This window comes from Kiloniella laminariae (assembly GCF_027214005.1).
Taxonomy (GTDB): domain Bacteria; phylum Pseudomonadota; class Alphaproteobacteria; order Kiloniellales; family Kiloniellaceae; genus Kiloniella; species Kiloniella laminariae_A.
The window spans coordinates 110,736-125,461 of record NZ_JAPWGY010000009.1; the positions used below are offsets into that span (position 1 = coordinate 110,736).

General features: G+C 54.4%; 14 protein-coding genes and 2 tRNA genes. 6 read left to right on the forward strand and 10 right to left on the reverse strand.

Translation table 11 applies throughout. The features are described from left to right. Window positions 1-25 precede the first annotated feature (25 nt). The 6 genes from O4H49_RS18000 to O4H49_RS18025 are packed head-to-tail and all read right to left on the reverse strand — an operon-like array spanning window position 26 to window position 7,115. Window positions 26-1,648 carry an AMP-binding protein gene (locus O4H49_RS18000; protein ID WP_269424832.1) on the reverse strand — a complete coding sequence of 541 codons (1,623 nt, stop codon included), beginning with the start codon at window positions 1,646-1,648 and terminating at the stop codon, window positions 26-28. Continuing rightward, entirely contained in the window at window positions 1,645-2,802 is a 1,158-nt protein-coding gene (locus tag O4H49_RS18005; RefSeq protein WP_269424833.1) for an acyl-CoA dehydrogenase family protein, read from the reverse strand. The genes O4H49_RS18000 and O4H49_RS18005 overlap by 4 nt, the downstream gene beginning before the upstream one ends. Further along, window positions 2,802-3,614, reverse strand: coding sequence for an enoyl-CoA hydratase family protein (locus O4H49_RS18010; protein WP_419715239.1), 813 nt, complete (start codon window positions 3,612-3,614; stop codon window positions 2,802-2,804). The genes O4H49_RS18005 and O4H49_RS18010 overlap by 1 nt, the downstream gene beginning before the upstream one ends. Then, window positions 3,611-4,081, reverse strand: coding sequence for a MarR family winged helix-turn-helix transcriptional regulator (locus O4H49_RS18015; protein WP_269424834.1), 471 nt, complete (start codon window positions 4,079-4,081; stop codon window positions 3,611-3,613). Before O4H49_RS18015 ends, O4H49_RS18010 begins: the two co-directional genes overlap by 4 nt. Next, a complete protein-coding gene (locus O4H49_RS18020; protein ID WP_269424835.1) occupies window positions 4,078-4,824 on the reverse strand; it encodes an SDR family NAD(P)-dependent oxidoreductase in 747 nt (248 codons plus the stop codon). The genes O4H49_RS18015 and O4H49_RS18020 overlap by 4 nt, the downstream gene beginning before the upstream one ends. Continuing rightward, a complete protein-coding gene (locus tag O4H49_RS18025; protein ID WP_269424836.1) occupies window positions 4,821-7,115 on the reverse strand; it encodes a bifunctional salicylyl-CoA 5-hydroxylase/oxidoreductase in 2,295 nt (764 codons plus the stop codon). The genes O4H49_RS18020 and O4H49_RS18025 overlap by 4 nt, the downstream gene beginning before the upstream one ends. A 259-nt stretch (window positions 7,116-7,374) precedes the next feature. On the opposite strand from O4H49_RS18025, the gene O4H49_RS18030 reads away from it, so the two are divergent. Genes O4H49_RS18030 through O4H49_RS18050 form a run of 5 tightly spaced genes read left to right on the forward strand, consistent with a single transcriptional unit; the run spans window position 7,375 to window position 13,044 of the window. Next, window positions 7,375-8,520: a 3-hydroxyacyl-CoA dehydrogenase gene (locus tag O4H49_RS18030; protein ID WP_269424837.1), complete on the forward strand. Its 1,146-nt coding sequence runs from the start codon at window positions 7,375-7,377 to the stop codon at window positions 8,518-8,520. Continuing rightward, the gene (gene pcaF / locus O4H49_RS18035) at window positions 8,513-9,715 is read left to right on the forward strand and encodes a 3-oxoadipyl-CoA thiolase (protein WP_269424838.1); all 1,203 of its coding nucleotides are present in this window, start codon (window positions 8,513-8,515) and stop codon (window positions 9,713-9,715) included. Before O4H49_RS18030 ends, pcaF begins: the two co-directional genes overlap by 8 nt. Window positions 9,716-9,728: 13 nt before the next feature. After that, a complete protein-coding gene (locus tag O4H49_RS18040) occupies window positions 9,729-10,934 on the forward strand; it encodes an acyl-CoA dehydrogenase (RefSeq protein ID WP_269424839.1) in 1,206 nt (401 codons plus the stop codon). Beyond that, complete coding sequence (locus O4H49_RS18045; protein WP_269424840.1) at window positions 10,931-11,803, forward strand: alpha/beta hydrolase; 873 nt, start codon at window positions 10,931-10,933, stop codon at window positions 11,801-11,803. Before O4H49_RS18040 ends, O4H49_RS18045 begins: the two co-directional genes overlap by 4 nt. A 5-nt stretch (window positions 11,804-11,808) precedes the next feature. After that, on the forward strand, window positions 11,809-13,044 hold the full coding sequence (locus tag O4H49_RS18050; protein WP_269424841.1) for an enoyl-CoA hydratase/isomerase family protein: 1,236 nt from the start codon (window positions 11,809-11,811) through the stop codon (window positions 13,042-13,044). A 118-nt stretch (window positions 13,045-13,162) separates the two neighbouring features. On the opposite strand, the gene O4H49_RS18055 is transcribed toward O4H49_RS18050, so the two are convergent. From O4H49_RS18055 to O4H49_RS18070, 4 genes are all read right to left on the reverse strand, one after another. Further along, entirely contained in the window at window positions 13,163-13,408 is a 246-nt protein-coding gene (locus O4H49_RS18055) for an Lrp/AsnC family transcriptional regulator (RefSeq protein WP_020591897.1), read from the reverse strand. A 160-nt stretch (window positions 13,409-13,568) separates the two neighbouring features. Then, window positions 13,569-13,645 (reverse strand) — tRNA-Arg (locus O4H49_RS18060). A gap of 21 nt (window positions 13,646-13,666) precedes the next feature. Then, window positions 13,667-13,972: an ETC complex I subunit gene (locus tag O4H49_RS18065; protein ID WP_269424842.1), complete on the reverse strand. Its 306-nt coding sequence runs from the start codon at window positions 13,970-13,972 to the stop codon at window positions 13,667-13,669. Window positions 13,973-14,036: 64 nt separating this feature from the next. Beyond that, window positions 14,037-14,113: transfer RNA gene (locus O4H49_RS18070), tRNA-Pro, on the reverse strand. Between the two features lie 189 nt (window positions 14,114-14,302). On the opposite strand from O4H49_RS18070, the gene O4H49_RS18075 reads away from it, so the two are divergent. Beyond that, window positions 14,303-14,641, forward strand: a complete 339-nt coding sequence (locus O4H49_RS18075) for a DUF1491 family protein (RefSeq protein WP_269424843.1) — start codon at window positions 14,303-14,305, stop codon at window positions 14,639-14,641. The last annotated feature ends 85 nt before the right edge of the window (window positions 14,642-14,726 follow it).

The following is a 14,726-nucleotide window of genomic DNA, read 5'->3' on the forward strand; positions in this document are numbered from 1 at the left end:
GTACTCATTTTTGTTGAAGCATCGTCTACGATTTTTGCTTCAATTTAAACCGTTGAATTTTTCCGGTTTGGGTTTTTGGCAATTCTTTCAGAAACTTGACCACCCGCGGATATTTATAAGGTGCAATGGTTTTTTTTACGTGGTTTTTTAGTATTTCCGCTGTGTCATCATCTTCGCGAACACCTTCGCGTAATACGACGTGCGCTTCAACAACCATCCCTCTGATTTCATCAGGCGCCCCAACAACAGCACATTCCAGAACACTTGGATGAAGCAACAAGGCCTGTTCGACATCCGGCCCCGCAATGTTGTAACCAGAAGACACAATCATATCATCGGAGCGGGCAACAAAATGAAACTCCCCCGTTTCATCCTGATAGAAACTGTCTCCCGTTAAATTCCAGCCTTTGCAGACATAATCCTGCTGTCGGTTATCTGCCAGATATCTACAGCCCGTCGGACCTTTGACGGCAAGGCGGCCAACTTCCCCGCGTGGAACTTCATCCATGTTTTCATCCACAATCATCGCCTTATAGCCTGTCAGTACACGCCCGGTACTACTGGCCTTGGCGTCCCCCAGCCGATTGGAGATAAAGATATGCAGAAGTTCTGTCGCCCCTATGCCATCCAGGATAGGTTTCCCGGTTTTGGTAACCCATTCATCGAACACAGCTGCAGGCAACGTTTCCCCGGCGGATACAGCACAACGCAAGCTTGAAAGATCTGCACCTTCATCCATTGCTTTGAGCATCACCCGATAAGCTGTTGGTGCAGTAAAACAGATCGTGGCCCGATAGGTTTCAATGATCTTGATCATTTCAGGAGGTGAAGCATTTTCCAGCAACGTCGCGGTAGCACCGAAACGAAGCGGAAATACTGCCAGGCCTCCCAGGCCAAAGGTAAAGGCCAGCGGAGGAGATCCAACAAAAACATCCTCTGGCGTTACCTGCAACACTTCCTTGGCATAAGCATCGGCAATGGTCAGCAAATCGCGATGGAAATGCATGGTCGCTTTTGGATTTCCAGTCGTCCCGGAAGTAAACCCCAGCAATGCAACGTCATCTCGTCCGGTTTGAACAGCAGAGAACTGAACAGATTTTCCAAGAGCAACCCGGTCAAGTTCAGCATCATGATTTGCCGTGCCATCAAAGCCGACAACTTTTTTGAGATAGCGACTTTCCTTGGCACAAAGAACAAGCTCATCCATCAGTCGGGTATCACAAAGCGCCAGGGCAATCTCGGCCTTGTCGACAATCTTGCTCAGCTCGCCCATCCGCAACATAGGCATGGTATTAACGACGACAGCACCTGCCTTGGTCGCCGCAAGCCAACAGGCCACCATCGCCGGATTGTTGGCAGAACGGATCAAAATGCGGTGCCCGGGCTTCACTCCAAAGTCCTCAACAAGGGCATGAGCAATGCGATTGGTCCAGTCCGTGAGTTCCTTGTAAGTACGCTGACGTCCGTTGCCAATCAGGGCCGTATGGTCGCCAAATCCTTTATCAACCATATCATTGGTCAGACAAACAGCCGCGTTGAGATATTCCGGGTACTGGAAGTTTTCCCTCAGATATTCCGGCTGGCTTTCCGGAGACGGCAAATTATCGCGGGTAAAGCTATCAACATGAGCAGATGGTCCCAACATCATTTGTTCTCTCCTTGTTTTCTGCTGATTTCCTGCCGCGCAATAACTATTTTCTGAACATCTGAGGCCCCTTCGTAAATACGGAGGGCGCGTATTTCCCGATAAAGGCTTTCCACGACGCTGCCCTTCCTTACACCGTCGCCACCGTGAATCTGTACCGCCTTATCGATAACACCCTGGGCCTGATCCGTGGCAAAGAGCTTGGCCATCGCAGCTTCTCGGGTCACTCTTGCGGCACCAGTGTCCTTGGTCCAGGCAGCGCGATAAACCAGCAAGGCAGAGGCATCAATATCCACGGCCATTTCAGCAATATGCCCCTGGATCATCTGTAATTCATGCATGGGTGCACCAAACAACTGGCGATCAGCACAGCGGGTCAGGGTTTCCTCCAGCGCACGACGGGCAAAACCCAGTGCTGCAGCACCAACGGTTGAACGGAAAACATCCAGAACAGACATGGCAATCTTGAAACCGCTGCCAGCATCCCCAATCAGTGCCGCACGAGGGAGTTTAACCGCCTTGAACTTCAAACGTGCCAAGGGATGCGGCGCAATAACCTCCAGCCGTTCCTCCACACTCAAACCCGCCGTTGTGGCAGGCACCAGAAAAGCTGACAGGCCTTTGGCGCCAGCCGCCTCCCCTGTCCGGGCAAAGACAACGTAAAGATCCGCAATACCTCCGTTTGAAATCCAGGTTTTCTCTCCATCAAGAACAAAATCATCATCTGTTTTTTTTGCCATCATCTGGATATTCGCGACATCAGATCCCGAGGCCGGTTCCGTCAGGGCAAAGGCTGAAATCGCCTTGCCTGCCCGGGTCTGTTTCAGCCATTCGCGCTGTTCCTGGGAACCGAACAGGGAAACAGCCCCCATACCCAGCCCCTGCATGGCGAAAGAGAAATCAGCCAGGCCATCATACCGGGCCAGAGTCTCGCGGATCAGACAGAGAGAACGCACATCCAGGCGTTCCTGCCCGGTCGTTCCAGAATGGGTTAGAAACCCCGCTGCACCCAAAGCCGAAACCAGACCACGACAAGCAGCATCAACATCGCTGTGATCAACAGGGAGGTTACCTTTGCACCACACTTCAAGCTGTTCGGCCAGTTCTCGGTGGCGGTTCTCAAAAAAGGGCCAGTTTAGAAATGATGTATCAGCCATCAATTTCCCTCAAATACAGGTTTTTTCTTGGCGACAAAGGCATGATAGGCACGCTCAAAATCCCGCGTCTGCATACAGATTGCCTGGGCTTGAGCTTCTGCTTCGATCGCCTGATCCGGCGACATGTTCCATTCGTGATTTAACTGGGTCTTGGTAATCCCGTTGGCAAAGGTAGGTCCGGATGCAATACGCTTTGCCAGTATCAAGGCCTGTTCTTCCAATTCCTCAGCAGAATGCAGGGCATTGAAATAGCCCCAGTCATGGCCTTCTTGTGCAGACATGCTGCGCCCGGTATAAAGCAGATCAGCGGCTCTCCCTTGCCCGATAATCCGTGGCAAAATGGCACAAGCCCCCATATCACAACCGGCCAGCCCAACTCTTGTAAACAGGAATGCGGTCTTGGCTTCCGGGGTTGCCAACCGCAAATCCGAAGCCATGGTAATAATAGCGCCCGCGCCAACGCACACACCGTCCACAGCCGAAATAATCGGTTTACCGCAGTTTAGCATCGCCTTGACCAGGTCTCCGGTCATCCGGGTAAAGGCAAGAAGCTCCTTCATGTCCATACCGACCAGCGGTCCGATGATGTCATGAACATCCCCGCCAGAGCAGAAATTCCCGCCATTGGAGGCAAACACCACGGCATTGATGTCTTCTGCATAAACCAGATCCCGGAAAGTATCCCTGAGTTCTGCATAGCTTTCAAAAGTCAGCGGGTTTTTACGTTCGGGACGATCAAGCTGTATTACGGCGACGCTTTCTTCCATGCGCCACTTAAAATGAACTGGTTTAAGATCTGCCATTGTCGTCATGATTTTTTGTCCTCTATAGCTTTCAAACGGCTGAGAACCGGCACCAGTTCATCAAGATCTTCGCCATCAAGATCAGCAAAAAGATCGTTGATAAGGGCTTCATGCTCCCGGGCCATCTCTTCAAATACCTTGCGTCCTTGATCAGTCAGGCACACCAGCATCGCCCGGCGATCCCCTTCAACATTCACCCGAAGGACAAGAGCATCCGTAACCAGACGTTCTATAATACCGGTAACATTACCGTTCGAGACGAGCAGAAGTTTTGACAATTCGCTCATCTTCAGGCCGTCTGCGCTGCGATAAAGTGCAGCCATCACGTCAAATCTTGGCAAGGTCGTGTCGTATTTATCTCGTAGAAACTCGCGCAGCCGGGCCTCGACAAACCGTGTTGTCCGCAACATGCGTATCCACATGCGCAAGCGCCGCTTGTTCACCGACATATCGCTCTTGCTGGACAACAAAGTCATATCTCTCCTCCGGAAAGGGCGATCGCCTGCCCGTTTATCGAACTTGCGCCATCCCGACATAACCAAAGGGCCGTCTCAGCAACCTCTTCAGGTTTAATCAAACGTTTTTGCGGATTATAACCAGCCAGGCTTTCTTTCGCCTTTTCCGGGGTTAACCCGGTTTTTTTGACGATATTCTCGATAGATCGCTCGGTCATCTCTGTATCCAGAAATCCCGGACAGATGGCATTGACCGTGGTGTCTGATTTCGCAACTTCCAGAGAAAGAGCACGGACCAGCCCGACAACACCATGCTTGGCGGCGGCATAGGGGGCAACATAGGCATATCCCTTCAAGCCAGCAGTGGAAGCAACCGCAATCAGACGCCCCCCCTGTTTCGGCATCTGCAGCAACCCGTCGCGAAAGGTTAAAAATGTCCCGGTCAGATTAACCGCAAGAGTATTTTGCCAGTCTTCAAAGCTGGTTTTATGCAGTGGCGCACTCCCCGACACTCCCGCGTTGGCAATGACAATGTCGACCTGACCTGTTGTCGCATAGATATTGGCGACAGATTTTTCATCCGTCACATCAGCCACTACATAGGAAATAGCCGGGTCTTTTGCTGCTACGGCCTGTAGCTTGTCTTCTTTACGCCCGGCAATCCAGACCCTTGCTCCCGCTGCCGCAAAGGTAAGGGCCATCACGGCACCAACACCGCTGCCGCCCCCAGTGATCAAGACACTTTTGCCAGCTAATTCCGTCATGCCCGAACCACCATAGCTTCGGCTTTTTCTGCAAGACGATAGAGCTGGTCGCGTCCTGCCAGATAGGGATCAGGCCATTTCAGGCTTTTCTCTCCAAGGCTCGCCCCGGCATGCAGGGTCCAGTAAGGATCAGCAAGATGGGGGCGCGCCATACAAACCAGATCAGCCCTCCCCGCCATCAAAATAGAATTGACATGATCGGGTTCATAAATATTGCCGACCGCCATGGTCGCAATCCCCAACTCGTTGCGAATACGATCGGCAAAGGGCGTCTGGAACATGCGTCCATAAACCGGCTTTGCCTCTTTCGAAGTCTGTCCGGCAGAAACATCAATAATGTCTACGCCAGCCTCGTGGAACAGACGGGCGATTTGCACGGCATCGTCCTGTGTGATGCCAACATCATCAACCCAGTCCACAGCGGAGATACGGACAGACATTGGTTTGTCGGCAGGCCAGACCGCCCGCATTGCCTTGAAGACTTCCAAAGGATAACGCATCCGGTTTTCAAGGCTGCCACCATATTCATCCTCACGGATATTCGACAGCGGCGATATGAAAGAAGATATCAGGTACCCGTGCGCAGCATGAAGTTCAATCATATCAAATCCGGAACGCGCCGCCATCTCCGTCGCATTCACAAATTGATCCCGCACCCGTGTCATATCTTCACGGTCCATTGCTTTAGGGACGGCATTATTTACGGACCATGGTATGGCTGAAGCCGAAAGCAATGGCCAGTTCCCCTCGGCCAGCGGGGCATCCATTTCTTCCCAACCGAGTTGCGTTGAACCCTTGCGCCCGGCATGGCCAATTTGGCAGCAGATTTTTGCTTCCGTTTCCCTGTGGACAAAATCCACAAGCCTCTTCCAGCCCGCTTCTTGTTCCGGGCTGTACAAGCCCGGGCAGCCTAGCGTGATCCGGGCATCGGCGCTGACACAGGTCATCTCGACATAAACCAGTCCGGCACCTCCCTTGGCCCGCTCGGCATAATGAACAAAATGCCAGTCGCCGGGAACACCATCGACAGCTTTATACTGGGCCATGGGTGAAACCACGATCCGGTTTTTCAGTTCAAGATTCCCGATCTTGAACGGTGTAAACATCGGTGCCTTGCCAGAACCTGAGGGTTGCCCTGCCTGGATCTGGAACCAGTCCTCGGCAGATTCCAGCCACTCCTTGTCGCGAACCCGAAGGTTCTCATGACTGATCCGCTGTGATCTTGTCAGCAGGGCATAGTTGAACTGCACCGGATCAAAATCGACATAGCGTTCGACATTCTCGAACCATTCAAGCGAGTTTCTTGCAGCAGATTGCAATCGCAGGACTTCAACGCGACGTTCTTCCTGATAGCGTTCAAAAGCCGTCTCCATTGAAGATTCACTATCAAGATAATTCGCCAGAGAGATTGCGCTGTCAAAAGCCAGCCGTGTGCCAGAGCCAATGGAAAAATGCCCTGTTGCCGCCGCATCCCCCATCAACACCACATTGTCATGGTGCCATTTTTCGCAAATCACCCTTGGGAAATTCATCCAGACCGCTGAGCCGCGCAGATGATCGGCATTGGACATCAGGGCATTGCCGTCAAGGTATTTGGCAAAGATCCTCTCACAAGTCGCGATGGTTTCTTCCTTGGACATATCGGCAAAGCCGAAATTGTTCCAGGTCTCATCCGTGCATTCGACAATCACCGTGGCGGTATTGTCGTCGAATTGATAGGCGTGTACCCATACCCAGCCATGCTCGGTCTCTTCAAAGATAAAGGTAAAGGCGTCATTGAATTTCTGATGGGTGCCGAGCCAGATAAACTTGCATAGCCGGACATCGACATCGGGTTGGAACTGCTCTTTATATTCATTGCGCACAGCCGAATTGATGCCGTCAGCGGCGACAACCAGATCGAATTCCCTTTTATAATCCTCGACCGGGCCGAACAGGGTCGCAAAGCGCAGGTCCACGCCCAACTCGCGAGCTCGGGCCTGCAGGATGATCAGCATCTGCTTGCGGCTGATCCCGGCGAAACCGTGACCGCCGGAGACGGTGCGCGCGCCCTTGTGATGCACAGCGATATCATCCCAATAGGCAAAGTTCTCGCGGATCTGCTCGGCGCTTTTCGGATCATTTTCCAGCATGTTACCCAGCGCGTCGTCCGAGAGAACAACACCCCAGCCAAAGGTGTCCTCGGCGTTGTTACGTTCAATCACCACGACTTCATGCGTGGGATCCTTAAGCTTCATGCTGATGGCAAAGTAGAGCCCGGCTGGACCGCCTCCAAGACAGACAATCTTCATTTGCGCGTCCTCCCGCAGAATACATACCTGAATGCAAGTCAGAATTTTTGGTTATTCTTTTACTGACTGTTTTATTGCTTGTTACCCAATCATAGACCCAAGTGAATTTTTATTTCAAGCATAAAATATTTAAGCTTGAAATGTTTTATGCTGGCGCTATTCTCAAAAGAAAAACTTTAAGGCTATGCCTGCAAAGCAGGTTAGTCAGAAGACAGGTACAATAGTATTTTGCGATGATACTTATCGAGAGGCGATTAAAATGAATGACGGCACAGTCATCGGTGTAATTGGCGCAGGAGCCATGGGGCGGGGAATTGCCCAGATCATGGCGACTGGCGGTTACAGGGTCGTGCTGGTCGATACCAATGAGGTCGCACTTGAGACGGCCCTACAAGCCATTGCCACGACCCTGGACAAAGCAATCGCCCGCAATCTGATGACACCAGAAGATAAAACCGCTGCTCTCGCCCGGATCACGCCTGAACTGGCGCTGGAGAGCCTGGCGTCTGCGGATCTGGTGATCGAAGCCATCGTCGAACAGCTGGAGGTCAAGGCCGGGCTGTTTGCCAGACTGGAGACCATCTGCCGCAACAACACCCTGTTTTGCACCAATACCTCTTCGCTGTCGGTTACAAAAATCGCCGCCGGGCTGGTCCATAAATCCCGGCTTGTTGGCATGCATTTTTTCAACCCGCCACATATCATGAAACTGGTCGAGGTGATCGAGACACCCGAAACCCCGGAAGATGTCATCACGACGGTTATGCAGCTTGCGCGGAAAATCGGCAAACAGCCAATCCGGGCCAAGGACCGTCCTGGTTTTGTCGTCAACCGCTGCGCCCGCCCCTATTACGGCGAGGCACTCTGTATTCTGGAAGAAGGTAATTTCACTGCGGCCCAGATCGATACCGCCCTGCGCAGCGCAGGCTATCGCCTTGGTCCCTTCGAACTGATTGATCTGGTCGGGGCTGACATCAACTATGCCGCCACACTGAGCGTATGGGAAGCGCTGGAACGCCACCCGCGCTATCAGCCCTTTGACCGCCTGAAACAGCAGGTGGAGGCTGGCAAGCTCGGTCAGAAATCCGGCGAAGGCTTCACCCTGCCCAAGGTTCCGGTTACAGAACTTCCCCCCGAAGCCGCCGCCAGCATTGTCGCCCGGATCGAGGCCACCCTGATCAACGAGGCCCATTTTGTCGAGGCCGAGGGCACGGCATCGCGGGCAGATATTGACCAGGCACTGCTGTTGGGGTTGAATTTCCCCCGCGGTCCTTTTGCCATGGCAACAGGTGACAAACGCAACGCCACGATTGCCCTCCTTGAAGAGCTGTACCACTCAGCGCCTGACCATTTAAAAGAGCGCTATACCATCGCTCCAAACCTTACAGGTAGCCATCATGACTGAACTCAAGCAGGTTTTCATTTGCCGGGGTAAACGCACCCCGATCGGCAGATACGGCGGCGCCCTCAGCAGCCTTCGCCCGGATGACCTCGCCGCCGGGGTGATCAATGCGGTGCTTGAAGACCAGCCGGAACTTCCGATTGATGAGGTCATCTTTGGCTGTGCCAATCAGGCCGGTGAAGACAACCGCAATATCGCCCGCATGGCGGTGCTGCTGTCATGTTTGCCTGAAAGCGTCCCGGCCCTGACAGTCAATCGGCTCTGCGCCTCGGGTCTGGATGCGGTTATCGCTGCCGCGCGCAGCATTCAATGCGGTGCCGCAGAGCTGGTGATTGCCGGGGGCGTCGAAAGCATGTCCCGCGCGCCCTTTGTCATGCCCAAGTCCGAAACCGCCTTTGGTCGCGCCCCGGAAATATTTGACACCACCATCGGCTGGCGCTTTGTCAACAAGGTCCTTGCCAGCCAGTACGGTATCGATGGTATGCCGGAAACAGCAGAAAACGTCGCTGAAGCCCATGGCATTTCCCGCGCCGATCAGGATGCCTTTGCCCTGCGCAGCCAGCAGCGTACCGCTCGCGCCCAGGCAACCGGTTATTTTGATAGCGAAATCAGCCCGGTTTCCATCGCCCAGCGCAAGGGAGCTGCCCTGATCGTCAAGCACGACGAACATCCACGCGAAACCAGCCTCGACAAGCTCGCCAGCCTGCCCACCCCCTTCCGTTCCCCCGGCAGCGTTACCGCGGGCAATGCCAGTGGCGTTAACGATGGTGCTTGCGCCTTGCTTCTTGCTTCGGAAGCCGCCATCAAGGCTCACGGGTTGATACCTCTGGCACGTTTTACCGCTGCGGCAAGTGCCGGCGTTGCCCCACGGGTGATGGGCATTGGCCCGATTGCCGCACTGGATAAGCTCACCAGCCTGACCGGGCAGACCGCCGCGTCCTTTGATCATATCGAACTGAACGAAGCCTTTGCCGCCCAGGCGCTGGCCTGCCTGCGCGCCTGGAAACTGGCCGATGATGCGGCGACAGTAAATCCGAATGGCGGTGCCATTGCCCTGGGACATCCCCTGGGAATGACCGGGGCGCGTCTTGCCCTGTCGGCTGCCCGTGCCATCGGCGAAGGCAAAGCCCGAACAGCCCTTGCAACCCTCTGCGTCGGTGTCGGCCAGGGCGTTGCCCTTTCTCTTTCAAAAGTCTAACGGAACCCAGCCCATGACCCCGGAACAAGCCCGTAAAAAACCAGAAACCCTGAAATGGGAAGATCCTTTCTTGCTGGAAGATCAGCTGGAAGAAGAAGAGCGCATGATCCGCGACAGTGCCGCCGCCTACTGTGCGGACAAGCTTGCGACCCGCGTCCTTGAAGCCAATCGGCATGAAAAATTTGACCGGGAGATCATGTCGGAAATGGGTGCATTGGGGCTGCTGGGATCAACCATCCCCGAAGAATACGGCGGGGTCGGCGCCAACTATGTTTCCTATGGACTTGTCGCCCGCGAGGTCGAACGGATCGACAGCGGCTATCGGTCGGCCATGTCGGTTCAATCCAGTCTGGTTATCCACCCGATCTTTGCCTATGGCACCGAAGAACAACGCCTGAAGTATCTGCCCAAACTGACCGCCGGGGAATGGGTTGGCTGTTTTGGCCTGACTGAACCGGACCACGGTTCCGACCCCGGTTCAATGATCACCCGTGCCAAAGCAGTGGACGGCGGCTATCTGGTTTCCGGTGCCAAGAACTGGATCACCAATTCACCGATCGCCGATGTTTTTGTCATCTGGGCCAAGTCAGATAAACACGACGGCAAGATCAAGGGATTCATTCTGGAAAAAGGCATGCAGGGACTGGCTGCACCAAAGATCGAAGGCAAATTTTCATTGCGGGCCTCGATCACCGGCATGATCCAGATGGATGAGGTTTTTGTCCCGGAAGAAAACCTGCTGCCGCATGTACAGGGGCTGGCCGGACCTTTTGGTTGTCTGAACCGCGCTCGCTATGGCATTGCCTGGGGCGCTATGGGTGCGGCGGAATCCTGCTGGCACGCTGCCCGCAGTTACACGCTGGATCGCAAGCAGTTTGGACGGCCTTTGGCCCAGACCCAGCTGGTACAGAAAAAGCTGGCCGATATGCAAACTGAAATCAGTCTCGGCCTGCAAGGAGCCCTGCGACTGGGACGTCTGTTTGACCGCAACATTGCCCCGGCGGAACTGATCAGCCTGATGAAGCGCAATAACTGCGGCAAGGCACTGGATATCGCCCGGGTTTCCCGAGACATGCACGGCGGCAACGGGGTTTCCGATGAATATGGCGTGATCCGTCATGTGATGAACCTTGAAGCCGTCAATACCTATGAAGGCACACACGATATCCACGCCCTGATCCTGGGGCGGGCCCAGACCGGATTACAGGCCTTTCAATGAAGAAAGACCTGCCGATCTTTACCGACTGGAATGATGCCTATGACAACGCCGGACATATCGACGGGGCCAGAGAGTACCCGCCGCGCTGGAATGCCCTGGCCTGGTCGTTCCGGGAGGAAATGAGCGCAGCGGGCCGGGCAGAGCTGGATCTGGTTTATGGGACAGGCCCGCGCAACAAACTGGATCTGTTTCTGCCCGCTGCCCAGTCCACTGCCCAACCCCATGTCCCCCCTAAAGGGCTGGCCGTTTTTGTCCATGGCGGTTTCTGGAAAGCTTTTGACAAGTCAAGCTGGTCGCATCTGGCCAGAGGGGCGGTCGAACAGGGCTGGGCGGTTTGCCTGCCCAGTTACAGTCTCGCCCCGGACGCAAGAATATCTGTCATGACACAGGAAATTGCCGCAGCGATTGCCTGTGCCGCAGAGAAAATTTCCGGCCCCCTGCATCTGGCGGGACATTCTGCGGGCGGACATCTGGTATCACGCATGGTCTGTGCGGACAGCCCGCTGCCACCCGCGATCCGGCAACGACTGGGTCATGTGCTGTCGATCAGTGGCCTGCATGACCTGCGCCCGCTGCTCCACGCAGATATGAACCAGATCCTGCAGCTGGATGAAGCCGAAGCAACCGCCGAGAGTGCCGCTTTGCAGCGCCCGCTCGAAACCTGCCCGCTGACCTGTTGGGTTGGCGCAGAAGAACGCCCGGCTTTTCTGCTGCAAAATGACCTGCTGGCAACGGTCTGGGCCGGATTGGGTCAGCCGACAAGCATTGTCCACGACGCCGGGAAACATCATTTCAATGTTATCGATGCACTGGCGGATCCCCGATCAGAATTGACTCGCTGTTTTCTTGGTAAAAGATCAGGAACCTGAAAGACATGAACACGGCTTCACCTTCGCCCCTGCCCGCCGGTCCGGTATCCTTGTCGCGCGAGGGTAAAATTGCCCTCGTCATTCTGGATAATCCCCCGGTCAACGCCACATCCGAGGTGGTGCGCGCCGGGCTGATGGCCGCGATCGAACTGGTCGATCAGGACCAGAGCCTGGAGGCCGCCCTGTTGATCTGTGCCGGGCGCACCTTTATCGCCGGGGCGGATATCACCGAGTTCAACAAACCCCCTGTTGCTCCCCTGTTGCCCGATGTCATCACCCGGCTGGAACAGGCGACAAAACCCTGGATCACCGTGATTCACGGGGCCGCGCTGGGGGGCGGACTGGAAGTTGCCCTGGGCTGTCATTACCGTCTGGCCGACACCACAGCCAAGCTGGGATTCCCCGAGGTCAATCTGGGACTGATCCCCGGGGCTGGCGGCTGCGTGCGCCTGCCCCGCCTGATCGAAACCCGCCATGCCATGACGATGATTGCTGGCGGGAAAACCATCGGCGCAGAACAGGCCCTGGATTGGGGACTGGTTGATCTGCTGCTCTCGCCCACAGCTGAAGAAAGTCTGCAGGATCAGGCTCTTGCTTTTGCCCGTGATATCCTGGTCAAACCTCTGCCCCAGCCCCTGTCAAAACGTCCCACCTCCGCTCCGCTTTCAGCCGGGGATCTGGACGTTCTGATCAAAGAGACCCGGAAAACCGCACCGGGACAGCTTGCGCCGCATGAGGCGATTGCCGCAGTTCAGGAAGCGACAAACACCCCCGCAAGCACCGCGCTTGTCCGTGAACGGGAACGCTTTACCCGATTGAAACAGGGCGATCAGTCCAGGGCCTTACGCTATATCTTTTTTGCAGAAAAAGCCTTGCTTAAAAAACTGAAACAACAGGGCATTACCCCATTGCAGATCAGTAATCAGGTGGTTGAAAAGGGCGTGATCGGACAGCGCCTGTTGCAGGCCTATAATCAGGAAATCCGACAACTTGTGCAAGACGGCATTCCCTTGCCAGATCAGCGTCGGGAAGAACAACAGGATCTTGTCATTCTGTCCGATCTGATGGCAGCAGCCGAACTAAATCTTCTGAAGGCGCTTCAGGTCGCAGGGGAAACCCTGCTTGCTGACTTCCCCTACTTAACACCTGAAGATATCGACGCGGTGCTGGTCAACTGCTTCGCGTTCCCGCGCTGGCGCGGCGGTCCAATGTATCTGCGCACCCCGCAGGAGATTGCCTGATTTTTCTTTTGTGGTCCGGGAGTTAGCCAGAACATATAAACAGAAATCAAAACAGGAGAAGCCAAAGACTTCTCCTGTCAGAACTGTGGTGTTCTCGTCAGGTCAGATTTCTTCGGATTTAACCGGAAAAAGCCTTGAACCCGACAATCGAATAGGTGTCGCGGATACCGGGAATGGTCTGGACCTCGCTGGTGATAAAACGCCCGACATCAATCTCGGAATCAAGATGAAATACCAGCATCAGATCGTACTCGCCAGAAATCGAATAGGTCGCAGGCGGCGGATCAACCCGGTCGGCAATATCAGCGGCAACGTCATAAACCTTGCCCAGTTCACACTTAACCATCACGAATGTCGTATTCATCTTTCCCAGCCCGGATTTGATTTTATTTACAATGCAGTATAGCCAGAAACAGCAATGACCTACCAGTATTATAAACGGCATTTGATCAGATTACACGTTTATACAAACCATTCAAAACAACAAAGGCCCTAGCATTTATTTGCTAAGGCCTCGTTCTGTTTGGTGCGCCCGGCAGGATTCGAACCTGCGACCTACTGATTAGAAGTCAGTTGCTCTATCCAGCTGAGCTACGGGCGCGAAACTTGGGTTAAGGTCGGGTTAGTGTGTCCAGCGGCCCAGACGGGTGGTGCTGAAGTTATCACCGTAGCCTTTGGGGACCGTCTTGCGTTCTCTGGGTTCTTCGACCGTGTACATCACGCCCTGACGCTGTGCGTAGGCGACGGCTTCTTCCTTGGTCTCGAACCACATACGCAACTGACCCTGGGTATCGCGGCTGGAAGTCCAGCCCATCAGCGGGTCAATCTCGCGCGCTGATTCCGGCTCAAATTCAACAAGCCACTGCTTGGTATTTGCGCGGCCAGACTGCATGGCATTTTTTGGCGGCTGATAGATACGAACCTGCATGTTTAAGTCGATCCTCAAGAAATCAGCTTTAGTATTTCGGTCTTGGTTTTATTCTTAATTTCAGTGGTCGGGGAGAGAGGATTCGAACCTCCGACCCTCTGGTCCCAAACCAGATGCGCTACCAGGCTGCGCTACTCCCCGTATCCACGGTCTTCGTATAGGACAGAGAATAGCACAAGGCAACAGTCTTTTTTGAAAAGAGTTGTAATTTTTATCTAAAAAACACATTGTCCGAATCAGCTTTACAAAGCCTTAAAGGGAAAGGGTATTTGTGTTTTCTTTTCCCGCTTTCCCAATTGATAGCCGGAGCTGTGACAATGGATAATGCTGATGGATAATGCTGATCTTTCAGCAGATCTCTGGATTATGGCGCAGGTGCGCCAGTGTAACCAGCGCGGCATCCCGGCGATGATCCTGCACAAGGGTGACAAGGACCGCGGCAGCCTGCTGCTCAAAATCAACTTGCTCGGCCCCGGCTGTCAGGTCCTGAGCCAGACCCGTGATCTGGATGGCAATCTGGCCTGGCTGGCGGCCAACAAGGGCGCATTGATGAGCGAGCCGGATGCCGATGAATACGTTGCCCGCGCCCTGAAGCGCGATCCGGATCTCTGGGTGGTCGAGCTGGAAGACCGCAAGGGCGAAAACCCCTTTGGCGGGACGCTGCTGTAAGCTGTTGCCCAGGGTAAGTAACACAAAAAAAGGCCCTGGGAGTGTCCCCAGAGGCCTTTTATTGTCAGTGCCAAGTTGAGAGCGA